This is a genomic window from Pseudomonas sp. ITEM 17296, from assembly GCF_028895205.1.
Lineage (GTDB): Bacteria > Pseudomonadota > Gammaproteobacteria > Pseudomonadales > Pseudomonadaceae > Aquipseudomonas > Aquipseudomonas kermanshahensis.
Window position 1 is genome coordinate 84,200 of sequence record NZ_WJRS01000006.1, and the last position, 17,885, is coordinate 102,084.

Here is a 17,885-nt window from a genome sequence, read left to right on the forward strand (position 1 = left end):
TGGTGGCTTTCTTGGGGAAGCCATCAGGGCCGCGCGGGTCAATAAAGGGGCAATGTTGGCGAGGTCAGGCCTTGGCGGTCTGCACCTTGCTGGCCGGCATACCAGTATTCTCCTCGACCCTGCCATCGCCACTGATGTACCCATGCCGCGTCAGGTTGGGCATTAGCATCGATGCGATGAAGGTCACGCACAGGACGGCGGCCACGTAGAAAAAGAAGTAGTCCTCGGCCCCTTCGGCCCTGAACGACAGCGCGACATATTCAGCGGTCCCGCCAAACGCCGCGTTACCGATGGCATACGGGAACCCGACCCCCAGCGCACGCACTGCGGGGGGGAACAATTCGGCTTTTACGATGCCTGCGATCGGGGTGTAGAGCGAGGCGATGACCAGCCCGCCGAAGACCAGCGCAAAGGCCATGAAGGGGTTGTGGGTATGCTTGATGGCGAACAGCAGCGGGATCACCAGCAACACGCCCAGGCTCGAGAACATCAGCATGTGCGTCCTGATCCCGAGCCGGTCTGCCATCAGGCCGAACAGCGGCTGGCAAAGCATGAAGCCGATCAGCGCCGAGGTCATGATGAAACTCACCGTGGCCGCGTCGAAGCCTGCCGATATCACCAGAAACTTCTGCATGTAGGTGGTGAAGGTATAGAAGTACAGCGACCCACCGATGGTAAAGGCGATCACCAGCCCGACGGCACGCTTGTGCTTGAACATGCCGCGCAACGACCCGGCACCCTCGCGGTGCATGTCCTTTTTCGAGGCGGTTTCGTGCATCGAGCGGCGCAGGTACACGACAACCACGGCGCTGATGGCGCCAATGAAAAACGGAATCCGCCAGCCCCATTCACGCAACTGCTCATCGCTGAGCGTCTGCTGCAGGATGACTACGGTGAACAGGGCCAGCAATTGCCCGGCGATGATCGTGAAGTACTGGAACGAGCCATAGAAACAACGCCGGCCTGGTGTCGCGATTTCGCTGATGTAGGTTGCGCCGGTGCCGTATTCGGCACCCACCGAGAGCCCCTGTATCAGCCGTGCAACGACTAGCATGATCGGTGCGGCGATACCTACCGTTTCATAGGTCGGCATCACCGCGATCAGCAGTGACCCGGCGCACATCATGAACACCGAGATGATCATCGAGACTTTGCGCCCTCGGGTGTCGGCCAGCCAGCCGAAAATCCACCCACCCAGGGGCCGCATGAAGAAACCGACGGCGAACACACCCGCGGTGGCCAGCAACTGCGTGGTGGTATCGCCTTTGGGGAAGAACGACGCCGCGAAGTAGATTGCCGTATAGGCGTAGATGAAAAAGTCATACCACTCGACCAGGTTGCCGGAGCAGGCCCCCATGATCGCTCTGACACGATTGGGTTGGCGGGCGGGGGCATCTTCAACGAGGGTGGTGCTGGAGCGGGGAGTTGGCATGGTAGTCAGCCTCTGGTCTTATTCTTGTAGCGGGCGTCCGATCGGTGATCGACCCTGTTTTCACGCTACTCCAGAGTGGGCCCGTCAATAAGGGGACTAGCTGACTAACTGATATGCTGAAATTCTATAGCTGCTGACAGGTGTGCTGTTTAGACTGCCAGTTACCTTCTGCCTCGACACGGGCCTGCCGATGGACGTCGTTCAACTCAAAACCCTGATCCATGTTGCCGAGCTTGGCAGCCTCAGCAAGGCGTCCGACCGGCTGCACATTGCACAGCCCGCCTTGAGCCGGCAGATCCGGCAACTGGAAAAGGAGCTTGGGGTCTACCTGTTCGAGCGCCATGGCCGCGGCATGATCATCACCGACGCCGGCAGCGAAGTGCTGCAGCACGCCACGCGGATCATGGATGAACTGGAGGCCATTCGCAGTTCGGTAGTGGGCGGGCATGCATCGTTTCGCGGGGCCGTGGCGATCGGCACCACACCGACCATCGCGGAGATCGTCACCGTGCCCCTGGTGACCCGGATCCGCGAAGCCCACCCGGACTTGTCGATCCGTTTCTCGTCGGCCTTCAGCGGTTACCTGGTGGACTGGATTCAGCGTGGCGAACTGGAGCTGGCGATCTCTTATGACCTGGAGCCGCTGCACACTTTGCGCATCGTGCCGGTGATGATGGAGAACCTGGTATTGGTCGGGCCGCCCAGCGCAGGCTTGGCGTGGGACAACCCGGTCAACTTCGCAACCCTGGCCCAGCAGCAGTTGGTGCTGCCCAGCCCGCGCCATGGCTTGCGCAAGATCATGGACCACTGCGCCGCGGACGTCGGCTACAAGATTGCCGCCAATGTCGAGGCCGATTCGTTCGGGGCGATGATCGACCTGGTGCGTCATGGCTTCGGCTTGACTGCGCTGCCCTTGGCCTCGATCTACACCCACCTGCAGAACGGCACCTTGTGTGCAGCGCCACTGATTGAGCCGACTCCGATGCGCAAGCTGGTCATGGTGTCGCCTGCGGACAGGCATGTCAGCCCAGCCACGCGCTATGTGGGTGAAACCTTCGTCGAGCTTGCTTCAGAGCTGGTAGCGCAGGGCATCTGGGCGGGGCACATGCTTTAAGCGCTGGGTGCCTGACGCTGCAGCCGCGCCACGGCGGGCACACACAGCAACGCCAACAGCGCCACCCCTGCGGCCACATAGCCCAGCGTCGACACCCCGAATGTTGGGATGACCAGCCCACCCAACAGCGCGCCCAAGCCAATACCGGCATTGGCGGCAGACACGTTGGTGGTGCCAGCCAGAGCCTGAGAGTGCGCCACCGAATGCATCACGCGCACCTGGCAGATAGGGTAGAGCGCCGTATTGGCGATGCCCCACAGTGCCAGTGCGCCCCAGAGCGTTACAGGCGCAGCGGCCAGTGGGCTGAAGGCCGCCATGCCCATCGCCAGCAGTACAAGAAACAGCGCAGTGGCCTTGATCGGCGAATGCCTGACAGCTCGCCCCCCCAGCCAGTTGCCCAGCAAACCAATGGCGCCGAAGCCCATCAGCCACCAGCCGACATCCGCAGTTGCAACACCTGCGGTACGCTCGAGCATGTCGGCCAGGTAGGTGTAGGCAATGAACATGGCGGTGAACACCATGATCGACAGCGCCACATTGGCAAGGAAGTTCGGTTCACGGAAGATCCGCGCCTGGTGGCGCAAGTCGACCCTGGGCAGGCGCGCAACCGCTGGCATCCAGGTGAGCACGGCAAAGGCCATGGCCGCCGATGCAGCAGACAATATCCAGAAAGCGCCGCGCCAGCCTATGGCGTCAGCCGCCAACGTCCCTAATGGAATGCCCAGCAACAGCGCAGCTGAGATGCCGAGGTAGACCCGCGCGACGGCCTGCCCTTGGCGATCGGGGCTGACCATGCTGGCGGCCGTTTCGCTGGCTGTACCCCAAAAGACAGGCAGTGCCAGGGCGGGCAGGAAACGCGCCACTGCCAAGACCCCGATGTTTGGCGCAAGGGCCGCCAACGCATTGGACGCCGCGAACAAGGCGAGGATGGCTGCGAACAGCTTGCGCCTGTCCAGGTGGGCAAGTGCCGCCGTCAACGGCGGGCCCGCCAGCATGACGGTGAAGGCAAACAGCGTGATCAACTGCCCGGCAGTCGAAATCGAGACATCAAGGTCGCGTGCCAGCCCGGGCAGCAGGCCGACCATCAAGAACTCGGTAGTGACAATCAAAAAGGCGGAGGCGGCGAGGACCAAAGTCCCCAAGGTCGCGCGTCGGTCGGTCGCCAAGCCCACGGGTGGGCGTTCAACAGCAGTCATGCAGGCAGTTCCTCAATCAGGGGCTGCCATTGTATTGATTCTTAAAAAGCCTATTGCGGGCAATATTTCAGATGGCACGCGAATTATATTCACTAATCGCAGCGCGCTAGGCGGTGGCCGTCTTTTCGCAGTGCGTTCAGCAGCACATCCAGCAACGCCCTGACGCGGGGGAGGGCCTCGCGTTTTTTGAGCCACACTACGTTCATCGGCAGCCCATCTGTTGCCAAGTGCGGCAACACTTCAATCAACGCGCCACTTTCCAGCTGTTGATTGACCAGCCAGGTGGGCACCTGAGTGACCCCCAAACCCTGCACGACTGCCTGTACCACCCCTTCGCCATCGCCGATGGCAAGCCGCGCCGGCATGAAGCGCCGCTCCATTTCACCCGGTTGCATACCGGTCATGTGCCAGGGGCTGCCCACCCCGTCGGGCTGCCCGTAAACCACACAGTCATGGGCTTGCAGATCCGCCTCATCGAGCGGTGTGCCACGGGCTTGCAAGTAGCCCGGTGAGGCACAGAAGATGAACCGTTGAGCACCGATGAACTGGTGCCCAAGGTCCTCCGGCCAAACGTCCGGGCCGCCGATACGTACCACGATATCGATACCCTGCTCGGTCGGGTTGACGAAGCTGTCGGTAAAGGACACGTGTGGCTGCAACTGGGGATGGCGTTTGAGGTAGTCGAGAATGACCGGCAAGACGTGCAGCCGCCCATACGCTGCGGGCAGGTCGATGCGCACCCGACCCCGCGGCTCGAAGTAGTCTTCATGCAGGGCCAATTCCGATGCTTCGAGGTCGGCCAGCACGCGTGAGCAGGTTTTGTAGAACGTTTGCCCCGCATCGGTCAGGGCAAGCCGACGCGTCGTGCGCTCGAACAGGCGTAAGCCCAGGCGAGCTTCCAGCCGCGCGACACCTTTGCTGACAGCCGAGCTGGTCAGGTTCAGGCGCTGCGCCGCCGCGGCAAAACTGCCGAGGTCTGCCACGCAGACAAAAACGTCAATGCCCTTCAAACGTTCGGAGGAGTGCACCGTCAACCCTTTGTGTAATGAACGTGGCTGCAAGCGTAACGATGATTGAACCGAAACGACAGCGCCCAGGTCGCATCCTTTAACTCAGGCAAAAAGGATGTTGACGATGAAAACCATGACGCGCGTATTGACGGGGTTGGCACTGGTTGGCGCACTGGGCGCTAGTGCCGCGTGGGCTGACCAACCAGGTGCCGACTGGAAGGTGAACAAAGACCAGGCCGAGACGGTGCTTAAAGGCGCCGGCTACACCCAGATCACCAAGATCGAAGCGGATGACGGCCACTGGGAAGGCGAGGGCATCAAGGCCGATGGCAAGCAGTACGAATTCCACGTTGACCCACACTCCGGCAACATCACCAAGGATGAACTGGATAATTGAGCCACCGTCAGGTCACGTTTGGCATCAGCCATTGTGACCCGGCCAGCCGCTCGATGAAAAAATCAGCCAAGGCCTGGACCTTTCTCGGCCGGCTTCGGGCTGAAGGTGTGACGAAATACAAGCCGCCTTGGGTCATGCTCCACGTTGGTAGCAGGTGCTCAAGGCGGCCGTCCGCCAAGTATTCGGAGGCGATGAAATCCGGTAATTCGGCGATCGCCAAGCCCTCAAGCAAGGGCGCCACCAACGCATCCGAATTGGTCACACGCAGGGGCCCCCGCGGCACGACGTCTTGTTCGGTGCCGTCACTGTGGGTGAACCGCCAAACCTGGCTGCGGGCGCGGTAGGCGTAGCTCATGCAGGCATGGTCAACCAGGTCGCGCGGGTGCTCAGGGCGCCCATGACGCGCAAGGTATGACGGCGCGGCTACCAGGTATTGGGTGACCGCGCAGATACGTCTCGCCACCAAGGACGAATCCGGCAGTGCTGCAATGCGCAGTGCTGCATCGAACCCCTCGGCAACCAGATCGACTGTCGAATCTGACAAGTGAAGGTCGAGTTCCAACTGGGGGTACCTGGCCATCAACGTGGGCAGCAGCGGCGCTACCCAGCGCAAGCCGAATGACATAGGCACCGCCAGGCGCACCAAGCCCCGTGGCTGCACCGACATCTCCTGGGCGGCGCTTTCCATCTCTTCTGCCTGGCGGTACAACGCGCTGGCCTGTTCGACCATGCGCTGGCCGAACTCGGTGACGCAAAGCTGGCGTGACGTGCGATTGAACAGACGACCGCCCAAGCGTGCCTCCAGACGCGCCACCGCACGCGATACCGTCGGTACTGACACGCCCATGGCGCGCGCCGCCGCTGCGTATGAACCTTCTTCCGCCACTTTGGCGAACATTGCCAGCCCTTCGAAATCGGGGATTCTTTCCATTTCAATTCTGCAATGATGAGTTTCAAATGATTCTATTTTGAAAATAACAGTGCGTCGATAAGCTTCTCCCACAGCCAATCACTACCCCACGGGAGAAACACCATGAGCAACAAACTTGAAGGCAAGATCGCACTGGTAACCGGCGGCACCACCGGTATCGGCCTGGCCACCGCCAAACGTTTTGCAGAGGAGGGCGCCCATGTGTACATCACCGGCCGCCGCCAGAGCGAGCTGGACAAGGCCGTAGCGCTGGTCGGTAACGCCACCGGCATCGCCGTCGATTCGACCCGGCTTGATCAGTTGGACGCTCTGTATGCCCAAATCGGCCAGCAACAGGGGCGTCTGGATGTGCTGTTCGCCAACGCGGGTGGCGGCTCGATGCTCCCATTGGGAGACATCACCGAAGCCCACTACGACGATACGTTCGACCGCAACGTCAAAGGTGTGCTGTTCACAGTGCAGAAAGCGTTGCCGTTGCTGGCGCCGAACGCCTCCATCATTCTTACGGGCTCTACCGCCGGTAGCTCCGGGACTGCGGCATTCAGCGTGTACTCGGCGTCCAAGGCCGCCGTTCGAGCATTCGCACGCAGCTGGATCCTCGACCTGAAGGACCGCGGGGTCAGGGTCAACACTCTCAGCCCTGGTGCCACGCGAACCCCAGGCCTGGTTGACCTGGCGGGCCCCGGTGCAGAGCAACAGCAGGGGTTGCTCGACTACCTGGCCTCCCAGGTGCCACTGGGGCGTGTGGGTGAGCCTGTGGAAATTGCCAATGCCGCCGTCTTCCTGGCGAGCGATGACTCAAGTTTCGTCAATGGCGCCGAGCTGTTTGTCGATGGCGGTCAGGCTCAGATCTAGAGCGTGAGCCTGGGCAGGGTAGGCAGCGGACGATCGTGTGCTCCCGCTGCCTACTGCCCGCTGTCGATCAGGCTTTCCAGGTTCGACAGAATCGTCAGGGCATCGTAGGGCTTGCGCACAACAGGGACGTGCTTCAAATGCGCAGGAATGCTAATGCTGTCGCCATAGCCGGTGGCGAACAGGAACGGGATGTTTTTGCGCGTGAGTTCTTCGGCGACGGCAATCGACGTGCCCGTCCCCAGGTTGATATCCAGCACCGCGACATCCGGCCTGCGGCTGGCGAGCAGCTTCATCGTCTCGGCTTCGGAGCTTGCGGTAATCACGTCTTCGACCAGCGCATCGGCCAGAATCTGTTCGAGGCCTACTGCAATAACCAGCTGGTCCTCGAGAATCAGCACGCAGGATTTGACCAGGTCCGAGCCGCTGACATGAGGCGCAGCCGGTGGCGCCATTGGCGCAACGGCATCGACCGTTTCGACCTGGGTCAGGTGTTTGGCAGGGATCTTGAAATACCCCTGCAGCCCTTCTGGCCTGTATTCGAGCGTGCTGGTGCCGCCGAGGTCGAAGGGGATGCTGCGTTCGATCAGCACCGAACCGAAACCACTTCGGCTGGGTGGGCGAACCGTTGGCCCACCGCTTTCGCACCACGTGATGTCGCACGCCCCACTCACATCGACCTGCCAACTCACGGCCAGCTTGCCACCTGCCCGAGACAGCGCGCCGTACTTGGCGGCGTTGGTCGCCAGTTCGTGGAGCACCAAGGCCAGCACCGAGTAGGCGCGGGCATCAAGCAGCAGGCTGGGGCCGTTCAGCTCGATGACATCGGCCGAGGTGCGGTAGGGCGACAGCTCGGCTTCCAGAAGCGTGGAGAAGCGCCCACCGCCATCACCTCGCACGACCTGGTCATGCGCCAGGGAAAGCGCCTGAATGCGGCCTTTGAGCGTTGCCACGTAGCTGTTGAGGGTCTGGTTTTCGGCGGTGGGGTGGGCCACCAGCGCACCGATCAGCGAAAGAATGTTCTTCACCCGGTGGTTGAGCTCTTCGTTGAGCATCCGTTGGCGGACGTCCGCCTTGGAGCGCTCGTCGGCCATGAGCTCACTGTTATGCAGCACCACCTCGACTATCGCGGCGCGGATGGCCTCGCCAAACTGGCGGTCTTGCTCGGACCAAGGCTGTGAGTGGTGGTGAACGGTCTGTTTCCACACCGCGAAGCTCTTGCGTGGCGTCAGGCGTTCACCTAACGGGCCGCTGTCGTAGGTCTTGTTAGGGTCGCCGGCCCAATCCAGGGTCTCGATCACCTCTTTGCGAAACAGCATCAGGTAATCCCGGGGCTGCTGTGACATCGGAATGACCAACACGCCTGAAACGTCGACGGCGTAATCCTGGGCCGGCGGGTGCGCCATCGAGAGGCAGTTCGAAGCCCAGGTACGGCCCTCGGCGACACCTTCGGCGAATCTCAACAAGCTGGGCAACGCCACGTTTGGCGGTGTCAGTGCCTCAGCGGTCCAGCGGCCTTGCAGCGACATGCCGATGCCGTCGCAGGGGATGAGCGCCTTGAAGTCCGTCATGCGAGCACGCAGCAGTTCCCCGAAGTCGGCGGTGCGGTGTGCATCACGCAGCAGGTTGTCGAGCACTTCGCGTGCGTAGGCGGCGGCCTCCAGGCTTCGTTTGGCGCGCAGGGTCTGGATATGCAGCGAGAAGAATTCGCCGAACATTTCTGCCGCGACGCGTTGGCCCATGGATAACGTGCGGGGTGCGTAATGGTGGCAGGCAACCAGCCCCCAGAGCGCGCCGTCGACGATGATCGAAATGGACATGGACGCGCCCACGCCCATATTGCTCAGGTACTCGCAGTGAATGGGCGAGACGCTGCGCAGGTGCGCGTAGGACAGGTCGAGCGGTTCACCATTCAGGTCCAGCACAGGGGTGATGGGCACGGTCTTGAACTGGGCATCGGAAATGATGCGGACCGGATTGCGCAAGTACAGGGCGCGCGCCTGCTGCGGAATGTCGGACGCGGGGAAGTACTGCCCTAAAAAGCTTTCCAGGCCGCTGCGCTTGGCCTCGGCAATCACCTTGCCAGCGCCGTCAACGCCAAGCTGGTAGATCATCACCCGGTCGTAACCCAGCAACGCTCGCACGCGTCGTGCAGTATCGGCGAATAGCTTCTCGGAGCGATCGATCTCGCGCAGTTGGGCGATGACGGTGCGGACCAGCTCCATCGGCTCGGCGATGCTTGCACCGCAGGGCTCGAACTCGAGGATGGCGGTGCCTTTGTAAATATGCGCGGCAATATCGAACGCCTGACCGGACGGCAGGCTCACGGCAAACGACAGTGCCGGGCGAGAGCCCTCTTTGACCCGTGCCAGTGCGTTGCGAAGGGTATGTGCAGCCTCGGTGCCGATAATTGCTTCGAGGCGTTGACCGTTGATGTCCCCGGCAACGCCCAGCATGCCTGGGGTATTGGCCGAGTGACGCAGGACCACGCTTGCTGACGCATTGCAGGCCAACAGGCAACCGTGCGGCTGGATGCTGCCCGGAATCTGGATGGGTTCGCGATCGCAGTTGGTCAGATTGACGGGAGGTTGCAAAGTCATAGGCGGCCCCTGCCGGTTTACCAGACACCGGCTGCCTGTATGACCGCCGAACAGTTTCAGGCAAACGAAGTGTTTACGGTCACATTCAGCGTTTGATTCTAGCGGGCGCGTTACGCTTCGTCATCAGGGGCGCAAGAGGGCCAGCGCAAAGTTGGCCCTCTTGGAAGTTGCAACAGTGTGCCGGGATCAGAAACCTTCCAAAACAATCTTGCCCCGGGCCTGGCCACGCTCTATGAGGGCATGGGCACGCTTGAGGTTTTCCGCGTTGATGGTGCCGAAGTGCTCGCCGACGGTGGTCTTGAGTACACCTTCATCGATAAGCGCTGATACTTTCTCGAGTAGTTGGTGTTGTTTGATCATGTCTTCGGTGTGGTAAAGCGAGCGCGTGAACATGAGTTCCCAGTGCAGCGACAGCGATTTGCGCTTGAGTGGCATGACGTCCAACTGCGCGGGGTCATCGATGAGTGCGAGTTTGCCTTGTGGGCGAAGCACCTCCACAAGCTGCGGCAGGTAGGTATCGGTATGCGCCAGGCTGATCACATAATCAACGGGATTGCCCCCAAGTGCTTCCAGTTGCAAGGCGATCGAAGCCGAATGGTCGATGACATGGTGGGCACCCAGTTCGCTGACCCATTGCTGGGTTTCGGCCCGGGAGGCGGTGCCGATGACCGTGAGTTGCGTGAGCTGCCGGGCCAGTTGCACCAGGATTGAGCCGACGCCGCCACCAGCCCCGATCACCAACAGGCTTTGCCCCACGCCACCGTTCGGTGCGATACCCAGTCGATCAAACAACAGTTCCCAGGCAGTGATGGAGGTCAATGGCAACGCGGCGGCACTGGCATCGTCGAGGCTACGCGGTTTGTGCCCGACAATGCGTTCGTCGACCAGGTGATATTCGCTGTAGCTGCCCGGGCGATCGATGGCGCCGGCATAGAAAACCTCGTCGCCTGGCTGGAACAACGTGACCTCGGCGCCTACTTCGCGCACGATCCCCACCGCGTCCCACCCCAATACCTGCGGCTGGCCGGTCTGGCGTGAGGCGCGCACTTTGGTATCGACCGGGTTGACGGCAATGGCCTTGACCTCGACCAGCAGGTCTCGGGGGCCGGGTGTTGGCTTGGGCAGGTCTGTTTCGAACAGCGAATGTGGGTCTTGAATCGGCAAACCGGCTTGGGTGTATACGACGGCCTTCATTGGCATTACCTCAGTGGAATGGGAAGTTGGGCGCAGGCTATCCGCTTGGGTTTAGTCCAGAAACCAGCTGAATGAAGTAAGACTTTCACGCTGGGGGTGAAAATGGCGGAGCGAACGCTTTGGGTCATGGTGCAGCTCCGCGGGTAGGGACTGGCGCCATGATGCTCAAGATTGCCCGCGGCTTAAATGACGCATAAAGTACTGATTCAGGACATGGCATTAAGGAGCACAGCAATGCATCGAGTCGGCTATCTGATCACGGAGGGCTTCCAGGTCATGTCCCTGGCAACGCAGACCGTGTTCGAGTTCGCCAACCTTGTGGCGGGCAAAGAGGTCTACAGGATTCAGAACTACTCAATCGGCGGGGGGACTGTGCGCTCTTCTTTAGGGATGCACATCGATACGCTGCCCTTGGGGGCGCCGGGCCTTGCTGACAGCTGGATGGTCACCGGAACACTCACCCCGTTGACGCCGCCTTCCGACGACGTGCTGAAAAGCGTGCGGGGGTTTGTCGACGGCGCGCGTCGCACTGCTGGGTTGTGCACCGGTACATTCGTGCTCGCCCAAGCGGGTGTACTGGAGGGCCGTCGCGCCACCACGCACTGGGCCTACGCCAAAGCCTTGCAACGGATGCACCCGCAAATCAAGGTCGAGGACGACAGTATCTTCATCGTCGACGGCCCTGTGTGGACCTCGGCGGGGATGACCGCGGCGTTGGACATGGCGCTGGCGATGGTGGAAAAGGACTTGGGGGCTGAGCTTGCCCGTTCTATTGCGCACAAGTTGGTGATGCATCAACGCCGCTCTGGTGGCCAGTCGCAGCATTCGGAATTGTTGTCGCTGGCGCCCAAGTCAGACCGCATCCAGAGCGCGCTGGACTACGCGCGCAAGCACCTTAACTGCCCGCTCAGTGTTGAGGAACTGGCGGATGTAGTGCACCTCAGCCCCCGGCAATTCACCCGTGTGTTTACTGCGGAGACGGGGCAATCACCGGCCAAGGCCGTGGAAAGCCTGCGCCTGGAGGCCGCCCGGTTGATGATTGAGCAAAGCCGCCACAGCCTGGATACGGTGGCGAGGGAAACGGGGTTCAGGGATCGCCGCCATATGCGTGAGGTGTTCATGCGCGGCTTTGGCGTGCCGCCGCAGGCCGTGCGCAGGGATGCACGGCGGGTTCTGTAGTGCCTGTCCCAGCCGTATGGGCTGGGATCAGGCTGACCATCAGCTACCTACATAGCTAACTGTCTTCCCCGCCAGCCGATTACGCATCACCAGGTACGCCCCCAGCACAACCAGTGAGGTCACCGAGGTGAACCAGAACTGGAACCGCGAGGCCGGGTCGAATGCCTGGGTGACAATCACCGCCAGCAGTGCGAACAGCGCAACGATGTTGGCGTAAGGGAAGAACCACGCCCGGAACGCCGTAGGGTCGACCGCTTCATGTCGGGTTTTCCAGCGCATGGCAAAGTGGGCGACGATGATGAAGATCCACACGATCATCACGAACGTGCCGCTGCTCTTGGCCAGGGTCATGAACAGGTCGCCGCCGCTGACAAAGTGCACGGTCAGGATCAACAGGCAGATGCTCAGGCTCAGCAGCAGCGCATTGAGCGGTACCCCTTTGGACGTGGTGCGGGAGAACAGCTTCGGCGCATGCCCACGCTGGCTCAGCGAGAACAGCATGCGCGAGTTGGAGAACATGAAGGAGTTCATCACCGACATGAACGAGATGAACAACACAATCTTCATGGCCACTGCGGCGCCACTGAACCCAGCCAGGCTGAACAACGACACATACGGGGACGCCAGGTTCTCCGTGTCTGTCCACGGCAGGCAGAGGATCAGGATCGACACCGAACCGACATAGAACAACATCACCCGCAGAATGACGCTCTTGATGGCCCGGATGACGTTCTTGCGAGGGTTCTCTGATTCGCCGGCGGCAACGGCAGCGATTTCACTCCCGCCCAGCGAGAAGATCACCACCACCACACCCGCCATGACCGGCGACAGGCCATTGGGCATGAAACCATCGTGCGCGGTCAGGTTGACCCAGCCAGGGGAAGGGATGTTGCTGTGCAGGCCGAGCAGAATCGAAAGCCCCAGCACCATGAAGATCAGAATGGTGGCGACCTTCATCGCGGCCAGCCAGTACTCCACTTCAGCGAAAGATTTGACCGAGTAGGCGTTGCTCGCCATCAACGTCACCAGCATGATGAACGCGCCCGCCCAGATGGGCAGCCAAGGCAGAAAATCGTTGAGGATGGCGCCCAGCAGAACCGCCTCCAAGGTGATGGTCAGCATCGACTTGAGCCAGTACAGCCAGCCGACGGTAAACCCTGCCCATTCGCCGAGGTAGCTGTTGGCATAGGTTGAAAACGATCCTGCATCCGGGTTGCGACAGGCCATCTCGCCGAGCATGAACATCACCAGGGTGACCACAATGCCGCCGATAAAGTACGACAGGATGGCGGCAGGCCCTGCCGAGGCAATCAACTTGCCCGACCCCATGAACAGCCCCGCGCCGATCACCCCGCCCAGCGCGATCATGGTGATGTGCCGTTGTTTCAGGCTTTGCTTCAGACTGTTGGATTGCATTTCCTTGTCCTCTCTTATTATCTGGGAGGCGTCGGCAATGATGCTGCAGTGCAAGGTTTGCCACTGCAGACATTGTCGCCCCACCCACAGGCATCGTCGTGCGCCTGCGTCCACGCCCTGCAGCCTTTTATTCAGGCAATAGCTGTCAGGCTGGCCACCATGGGCAAAGCGGCCGTGCATCTCAAGCGAATTCTGCGCACAACATCCTGCGTTTTTTTCCTATGGGCGAAATGATGGGCAAGAATGGGTGCGATTTGTTGGTTGGGGAATTGGGTGAAATGGGTTGGGGAAATGGTGCGTAGATCGAGCGCCGACTGCGCGGCGCTCGATCTTATACCCCCAACAGGGCAATCATCGCCGGCACGGTCAACACCGCGGTGTAGTACCCCATGAACTGCACGCCGATGTTGAAACCGAGAAAGCGTGAGAGAAAACCACCCAGCAGGCCAATGGTGACAATCACCAGCAACCCCAACAGGCCGCCTTCCCAGATGCCAATCACCAGGATCAGGCCGACAAAGGTCGCGATCACCGCTTCGTGGCTGATCTTGCGCGACACATAGGCAGCAGCTCGGTGCGCGTAATTCATGGTGAAGGGGTAGGCGATCAGGATCGCGACCACCACCGCCAGCATGCCGTAGCCCAGAAACTCCCAGGTACTGAGCAACGAATGCAGGTTATTCACCTCACCGCTTGCAGCATCGACGCTGAAGCGTGGCGGGGCGTTGAACAGCGGTGCGGCGGGGCCGGCGGCGACCGGGCTCAGCGGCAGGCCGAAGGCGATCAGCGGAATCAAGGCTTCGGCCAGGTAAGTCGATTCGGTGACGCCGTTGCGCGCGGTGATGACCGTGGTCAGGCGATGGTAGACGTGCTTGACCCGTGAACCGACGGCCTCGCCCATGATTACGGTCATCGCCACCGGGCTGAACACGAACGTGGCGCTGGAGACAACGGCAGTGATCGCCGTCCACAGGGTTTGCTTGCTGTCCAGCACGCGCAGCGGGTTGGGGAAGAACCCGCCCCAGCGCTTCACATCGGGCGACAACGAGAACGTGCGCACCTGCTGGCGGCGCATGCTGGCGCGTTCGGCGGGCGCGAGCAGGCAGAACAGCGCCGCAATCAACGGGCCGATAGCGATGCCGAGGAAGTAACTGACGCTGAGCTTGACGCCGTACTGCGCGGTCAGGCTTTGCAGGCCGACAATCACCATGACGAACGGGATCAAGGTCAGCACCGCTGCCAGGCGGCCCTTGGAGAACCAGGCGATGGCCACTGCCGCCAGCAGAAAGACCCAAGGCGCGGCCTGTTTGATCATGTCGCCGAACGGCGCCAGCATCACGGCGAACAGCACCGCCATCGGTACCGCGATCAACGCTGCGATCACAGCGCCGGAAATCATCTTGCGCAGGGCAATGTGCGGCACGCCGAGGTTGCGCAGAAAGTTGGCTTCGCGCATCAGTGGCGTTGCCATGGTGTCGCCGGGGATACCCAACAGCGCGGTCGGTACCGCGTGGGTCATGTGCTTGGCCACGGCACCGGCCAGGAAGAACGTCAGCACACCGGCCGCCGGCACGCCCAGCAGCACCACCAGCAGGGTCAAGGGGGCGAGGGTAGTGGTTTCGTCGCTGCCGGAAATCAGGCCGATGCCGGCAAAGATCACCGCACCGAGGATGCCCATGCCCAGGGCTATGAGGAACTGATCCATCACCAAGGCGATCATGGCTGGCCTCCGTGAGCAGTGGCGGCCTGTACAGGGGCGGCAGCAGGGGCGCTCTGGTCGTTCTGCAGCGCAGGCAGGCCTTTTTCGTACTCGGCGAACAGGTCGTACAGGTCCATTTCTTTCAGCTCTGCAAGGGTCGCCGCAGGCAAGTCGGCGAGGCTGCCTAGCGGGCCGAACTCGTTCTGCAATTCGACCAGGATCTTGGCCCGCCAGCCAGGGTCGGCCAGGTGCTCGACGACATTGCGCTTGGGCTTGAACAGCGCGGCACTGATGCCGCCACCGACCAGGCAGCCGACAATGCCGATCAGCATTGCGTAGGCCCGTGCCATTTGCGCCGACGCCACCCAACCCACCAGCAGCTGTTGCGCTGTAAAGAACGCGCCGAGGCTGACCACGGCGCCAATGGCGATGGCGTAGACCAGGTGGCGACCGTCTACGGTGTCGCCCCAGACTTCGTACAGTTCGGACTTCATGAAGAATCTCCCACTGCCCTTGCGGGCTTTTATTGTTATGAACGTGAAGAGAGGACGTTTAAGCCATTGTGCACTGGGCGAGCAGGGCGCGCGCTACCCTGGAGGCCGTTGGCCGGCCAAGCTGGGCACCGATGAACTCACCGGCTTCGATCACCGCATCCAGGTCGACACCGTGGCGCACGCCCAGGCCATCGAGCAGGTACAGCAGGTCCTCGGTGGCGACATTGCCGGTGGCACCTGGCGAATATGGGCAACCACCCAGGCCGCCCACCGAGCTGTCAAACACCCGCACACCCGCCTCCAACGCGGTATGGATATTGGCGATTGCCATGCCATAGGTGTCATGGAAGTGCCCGGCCAGTGCGCTCACCGGTACGACCTGGCGGCAGGCCTGGATCAGTGCCCGGGTCGCCGCCGGTGTACCCGCGCCGATGGTGTCGCCCAGGCTGATCTCGTAACAGCCCATGCCGAACAGCGAGGCGCTGACCGCGGCCACGGCCTGCGGCTTGACCGGGCCGCTGAACGGGCAGCCCATGACGCATGAAACATAACCGCGCACGCTAACACCGGCCTCGCGAGCGCGCACCAAGACCTGCTGGTATTGACGCAGGCTTTGATCTATCGAGCAGTTGATGTTGCGCTGTGAGAATGCCTCGGAGGCCGCCGCAAACACGGCGACCTCGCGACAGCCCGCCGCTATGGCCGCTTCCAGCCCTCTGAGGTTGGGCACCAGCGCCGTCCAGGCCACACCTGGGCGCACCGGCAACGCCTTGAACACTTCATCGGAGCCGGCCATCTGCGGCACCCAGCGAGGCGAGACAAAGGCCCCGGCCTCCAAGGTTTGCAGCCCGGCGTCGGCCAACCGCTGCAGCAGTTGCACGCGAATCTGCGGCGAAAGCGTCAGTCTTTCATTCTGCAGGCCGTCCCGCGCGCCCACCTCGACCAGCCGTACCGCCTCCATTACTGCGCCCGCTTGTGCTTGAGCAGTTCTGCGGCTTTGTCAGCACGCACATCGCGCGCCTCGACCATCTGCTTGACCAGCCAGTTCAGCTCGTCGCCGCGGGCACCCGCCGACAGCGCAATGTTGCGCGCGTGCAAGGCCATATGGCCGCGCTGGATGCCTTCGGTCGACAGTGCCCGTAGCGCGCCGAGGTTCTGTGCAAGGCCGACGGCAACGGCGATTTCGGCCAGCTCCTGTGCGGTTTTAACCCCCAGGATGCGCAGTGACAGCCGCGCCAGGGGGTGCGTCTTGGTGGCGCCGCCGACCAGGCCGACCGGTATGGGCATCTCCAGGGTGCCGACCAGATGGCCCTGGCTGTCCTTCTCCCAGGTGGTCAGCGAACCGTAGTGCCCATTGCGGCATGCATAGGCATGGGCGCCGGCCTCGACCGCACGCCAGTCATTGCCGGTGGCGACGATCAACGGGTCGATGCCATTCATGATGCCCTTGTTGTGGGTGGCGGCGCGGTACGGGTCGACCACGGCAAAGTTGTAGGCATCGAGGATGCCTTCGATGACCTCTTCACCTGTGTAGGCGCCGGTACTTAGCAGTTCTGGTGCAATACGCACCTGCGCGCGGGCCAGGCGCAGGTCGGCCAGGTTGGAGAGGATACGCAGGCGGACTTTGCCGCCGGTAATTTCTTCCAGCAAGGGCGCCACGGCCTCGGCCATGGTGTTGACCGTGTTGGCGCCCATGGCATCTCGTACGTCGACGATCAGGTGGGCCACCAGCATCGGCCCGCGCGGGCTCTGGGCGAAAGTATGCACCTCGATGTCACGGCAACCGCCCCCTAGGCTGTTGAGCAACTGGTCCTTGCGGTTGGCCAGTTCGATGATTTCGTCTTTGTGGCGCAACAGGCTCAAGCGTGCGTTGAAGGGGTCGGCGACCTCGACGATCTGTACCTGGGCGCGCATCAGCGGCAGAGAACTCGACGTCTTGAAGCCGCCGGCCTCGCGTGCCAGCTTGGCCATGAACGACGCCGCAGCAACCACCGAGGGCTCTTCCACCACCAACGGCACAATCACATCGCGGCCGTTGATCTGGAAGTTGCTGGCCACGGCGTAGGGCAGCTCGAAGGTGCCGATCACGTTCTCGATCATGCCGTCGGCGATGTCCAACGGCAACGCGCCAGCGTCACGCAGCAGGGCGACGTCTGCCTGGGGCAGTTCGAGTGCGTCCTGCAAGTGGCTGAGGCGTTCAGCGGGTGACATGGCGCGGAACATGGGCAGGCGGGAGTCGATGCTCATGGGGAAGGTTACCTTGCAGTTATTGTTGTGAGTTGGCGCCACCGTAGTCCGATCTGTCTGGTGAAAGAAGGTACAGTTTGGCCAGACAGTACCTAAGCTGTACCCTTTGTTCAGACAATGCATT

The 17,885-nt window shown here is 61.8% G+C and carries 15 protein-coding genes; 4 read left to right on the forward strand and 11 right to left on the reverse strand.

From position 1 onward, the window contains the following. Positions 1 to 64 precede the first annotated feature (64 nt). Positions 65 to 1,432 carry an MFS family transporter gene (locus tag GIB19_RS09310; protein WP_027593330.1) on the reverse strand — a complete coding sequence of 456 codons (1,368 nt, stop codon included), beginning with the start codon at positions 1,430 to 1,432 and terminating at the stop codon, positions 65 to 67. 190 nt (positions 1,433 to 1,622) lie between these two features. Between GIB19_RS09310 and GIB19_RS09315 the strand changes: the two genes are divergently transcribed. Further along, the gene (locus GIB19_RS09315; RefSeq protein WP_274885284.1) at positions 1,623 to 2,546 is read left to right on the forward strand and encodes a LysR family transcriptional regulator; all 924 of its coding nucleotides are present in this window, start codon (positions 1,623 to 1,625) and stop codon (positions 2,544 to 2,546) included. On the opposite strand, the gene GIB19_RS09320 is transcribed toward GIB19_RS09315, so the two are convergent. Together GIB19_RS09320 and GIB19_RS09325 are read right to left on the reverse strand one after the other, a co-directional pair. Next, a complete protein-coding gene (locus GIB19_RS09320; protein ID WP_274885285.1) occupies positions 2,543 to 3,742 on the reverse strand; it encodes an MFS transporter in 1,200 nt (399 codons plus the stop codon). The two genes, GIB19_RS09315 and GIB19_RS09320, sit on opposite strands and share 4 nt — an antisense overlap. 92 nt (positions 3,743 to 3,834) lie before the next feature. Next, positions 3,835 to 4,770, reverse strand: a complete 936-nt coding sequence (locus tag GIB19_RS09325) for a LysR family transcriptional regulator (RefSeq protein WP_274885286.1) — start codon at positions 4,768 to 4,770, stop codon at positions 3,835 to 3,837. 106 nt (positions 4,771 to 4,876) lie between these two features. Between GIB19_RS09325 and GIB19_RS09330 the strand changes: the two genes are divergently transcribed. Then, on the forward strand, positions 4,877 to 5,149 hold the full coding sequence (locus GIB19_RS09330) for a PepSY domain-containing protein (RefSeq protein ID WP_027593326.1): 273 nt from the start codon (positions 4,877 to 4,879) through the stop codon (positions 5,147 to 5,149). 7 nt (positions 5,150 to 5,156) lie between these two features. Here the strand turns inward: GIB19_RS09330 and GIB19_RS09335 are convergent, their stop codons facing one another. After that, the gene (locus GIB19_RS09335) at positions 5,157 to 6,080 is read right to left on the reverse strand and encodes a LysR family transcriptional regulator (RefSeq protein ID WP_274885287.1); all 924 of its coding nucleotides are present in this window, start codon (positions 6,078 to 6,080) and stop codon (positions 5,157 to 5,159) included. 102 nt (positions 6,081 to 6,182) lie between these two features. Between GIB19_RS09335 and GIB19_RS09340 the strand changes: the two genes are divergently transcribed. Then, on the forward strand, positions 6,183 to 6,935 hold the full coding sequence (locus tag GIB19_RS09340) for an SDR family NAD(P)-dependent oxidoreductase (protein ID WP_238214000.1): 753 nt from the start codon (positions 6,183 to 6,185) through the stop codon (positions 6,933 to 6,935). A gap of 50 nt (positions 6,936 to 6,985) precedes the next feature. Here the strand turns inward: GIB19_RS09340 and GIB19_RS09345 are convergent, their stop codons facing one another. After that, positions 6,986 to 9,532, reverse strand: a complete 2,547-nt coding sequence (locus GIB19_RS09345) for an HWE histidine kinase domain-containing protein (RefSeq protein WP_274885288.1) — start codon at positions 9,530 to 9,532, stop codon at positions 6,986 to 6,988. A gap of 186 nt (positions 9,533 to 9,718) precedes the next feature. Then, entirely contained in the window at positions 9,719 to 10,726 is a 1,008-nt protein-coding gene (locus GIB19_RS09350) for a zinc-binding alcohol dehydrogenase family protein (protein WP_274885289.1), read from the reverse strand. 234 nt (positions 10,727 to 10,960) lie between these two features. Between GIB19_RS09350 and GIB19_RS09355 the strand changes: the two genes are divergently transcribed. Beyond that, positions 10,961 to 11,905 carry a GlxA family transcriptional regulator gene (locus GIB19_RS09355; RefSeq protein ID WP_099429285.1) on the forward strand — a complete coding sequence of 315 codons (945 nt, stop codon included), beginning with the start codon at positions 10,961 to 10,963 and terminating at the stop codon, positions 11,903 to 11,905. Between the two features lie 39 nt (positions 11,906 to 11,944). Here GIB19_RS09355 and GIB19_RS09360 read toward each other — a convergent pair whose 3' ends face one another. The 5 genes from GIB19_RS09360 to GIB19_RS09380 form a co-directional block, all read right to left on the reverse strand. Beyond that, positions 11,945 to 13,321, reverse strand: a complete 1,377-nt coding sequence (locus tag GIB19_RS09360) for an amino acid permease (protein WP_099429286.1) — start codon at positions 13,319 to 13,321, stop codon at positions 11,945 to 11,947. 331 nt (positions 13,322 to 13,652) lie between these two features. Beyond that, complete coding sequence (locus GIB19_RS09365; RefSeq protein WP_099454212.1) at positions 13,653 to 15,041, reverse strand: tripartite tricarboxylate transporter permease; 1,389 nt, start codon at positions 15,039 to 15,041, stop codon at positions 13,653 to 13,655. Continuing rightward, a complete protein-coding gene (locus GIB19_RS09370; RefSeq protein ID WP_274885291.1) occupies positions 15,038 to 15,514 on the reverse strand; it encodes a hypothetical protein in 477 nt (158 codons plus the stop codon). Before GIB19_RS09370 ends, GIB19_RS09365 begins: the two co-directional genes overlap by 4 nt. A gap of 58 nt (positions 15,515 to 15,572) precedes the next feature. Then, on the reverse strand, positions 15,573 to 16,475 hold the full coding sequence (locus tag GIB19_RS09375) for a hydroxymethylglutaryl-CoA lyase (protein WP_099429289.1): 903 nt from the start codon (positions 16,473 to 16,475) through the stop codon (positions 15,573 to 15,575). Next, positions 16,475 to 17,884 carry a hydroxymethylglutaryl-CoA reductase, degradative gene (locus GIB19_RS09380; RefSeq protein ID WP_274885292.1) on the reverse strand — a complete coding sequence of 470 codons (1,410 nt, stop codon included), beginning with the start codon at positions 17,882 to 17,884 and terminating at the stop codon, positions 16,475 to 16,477. The genes GIB19_RS09375 and GIB19_RS09380 overlap by 1 nt, the downstream gene beginning before the upstream one ends. Position 17,885: the final 1 nt, after the last annotated feature.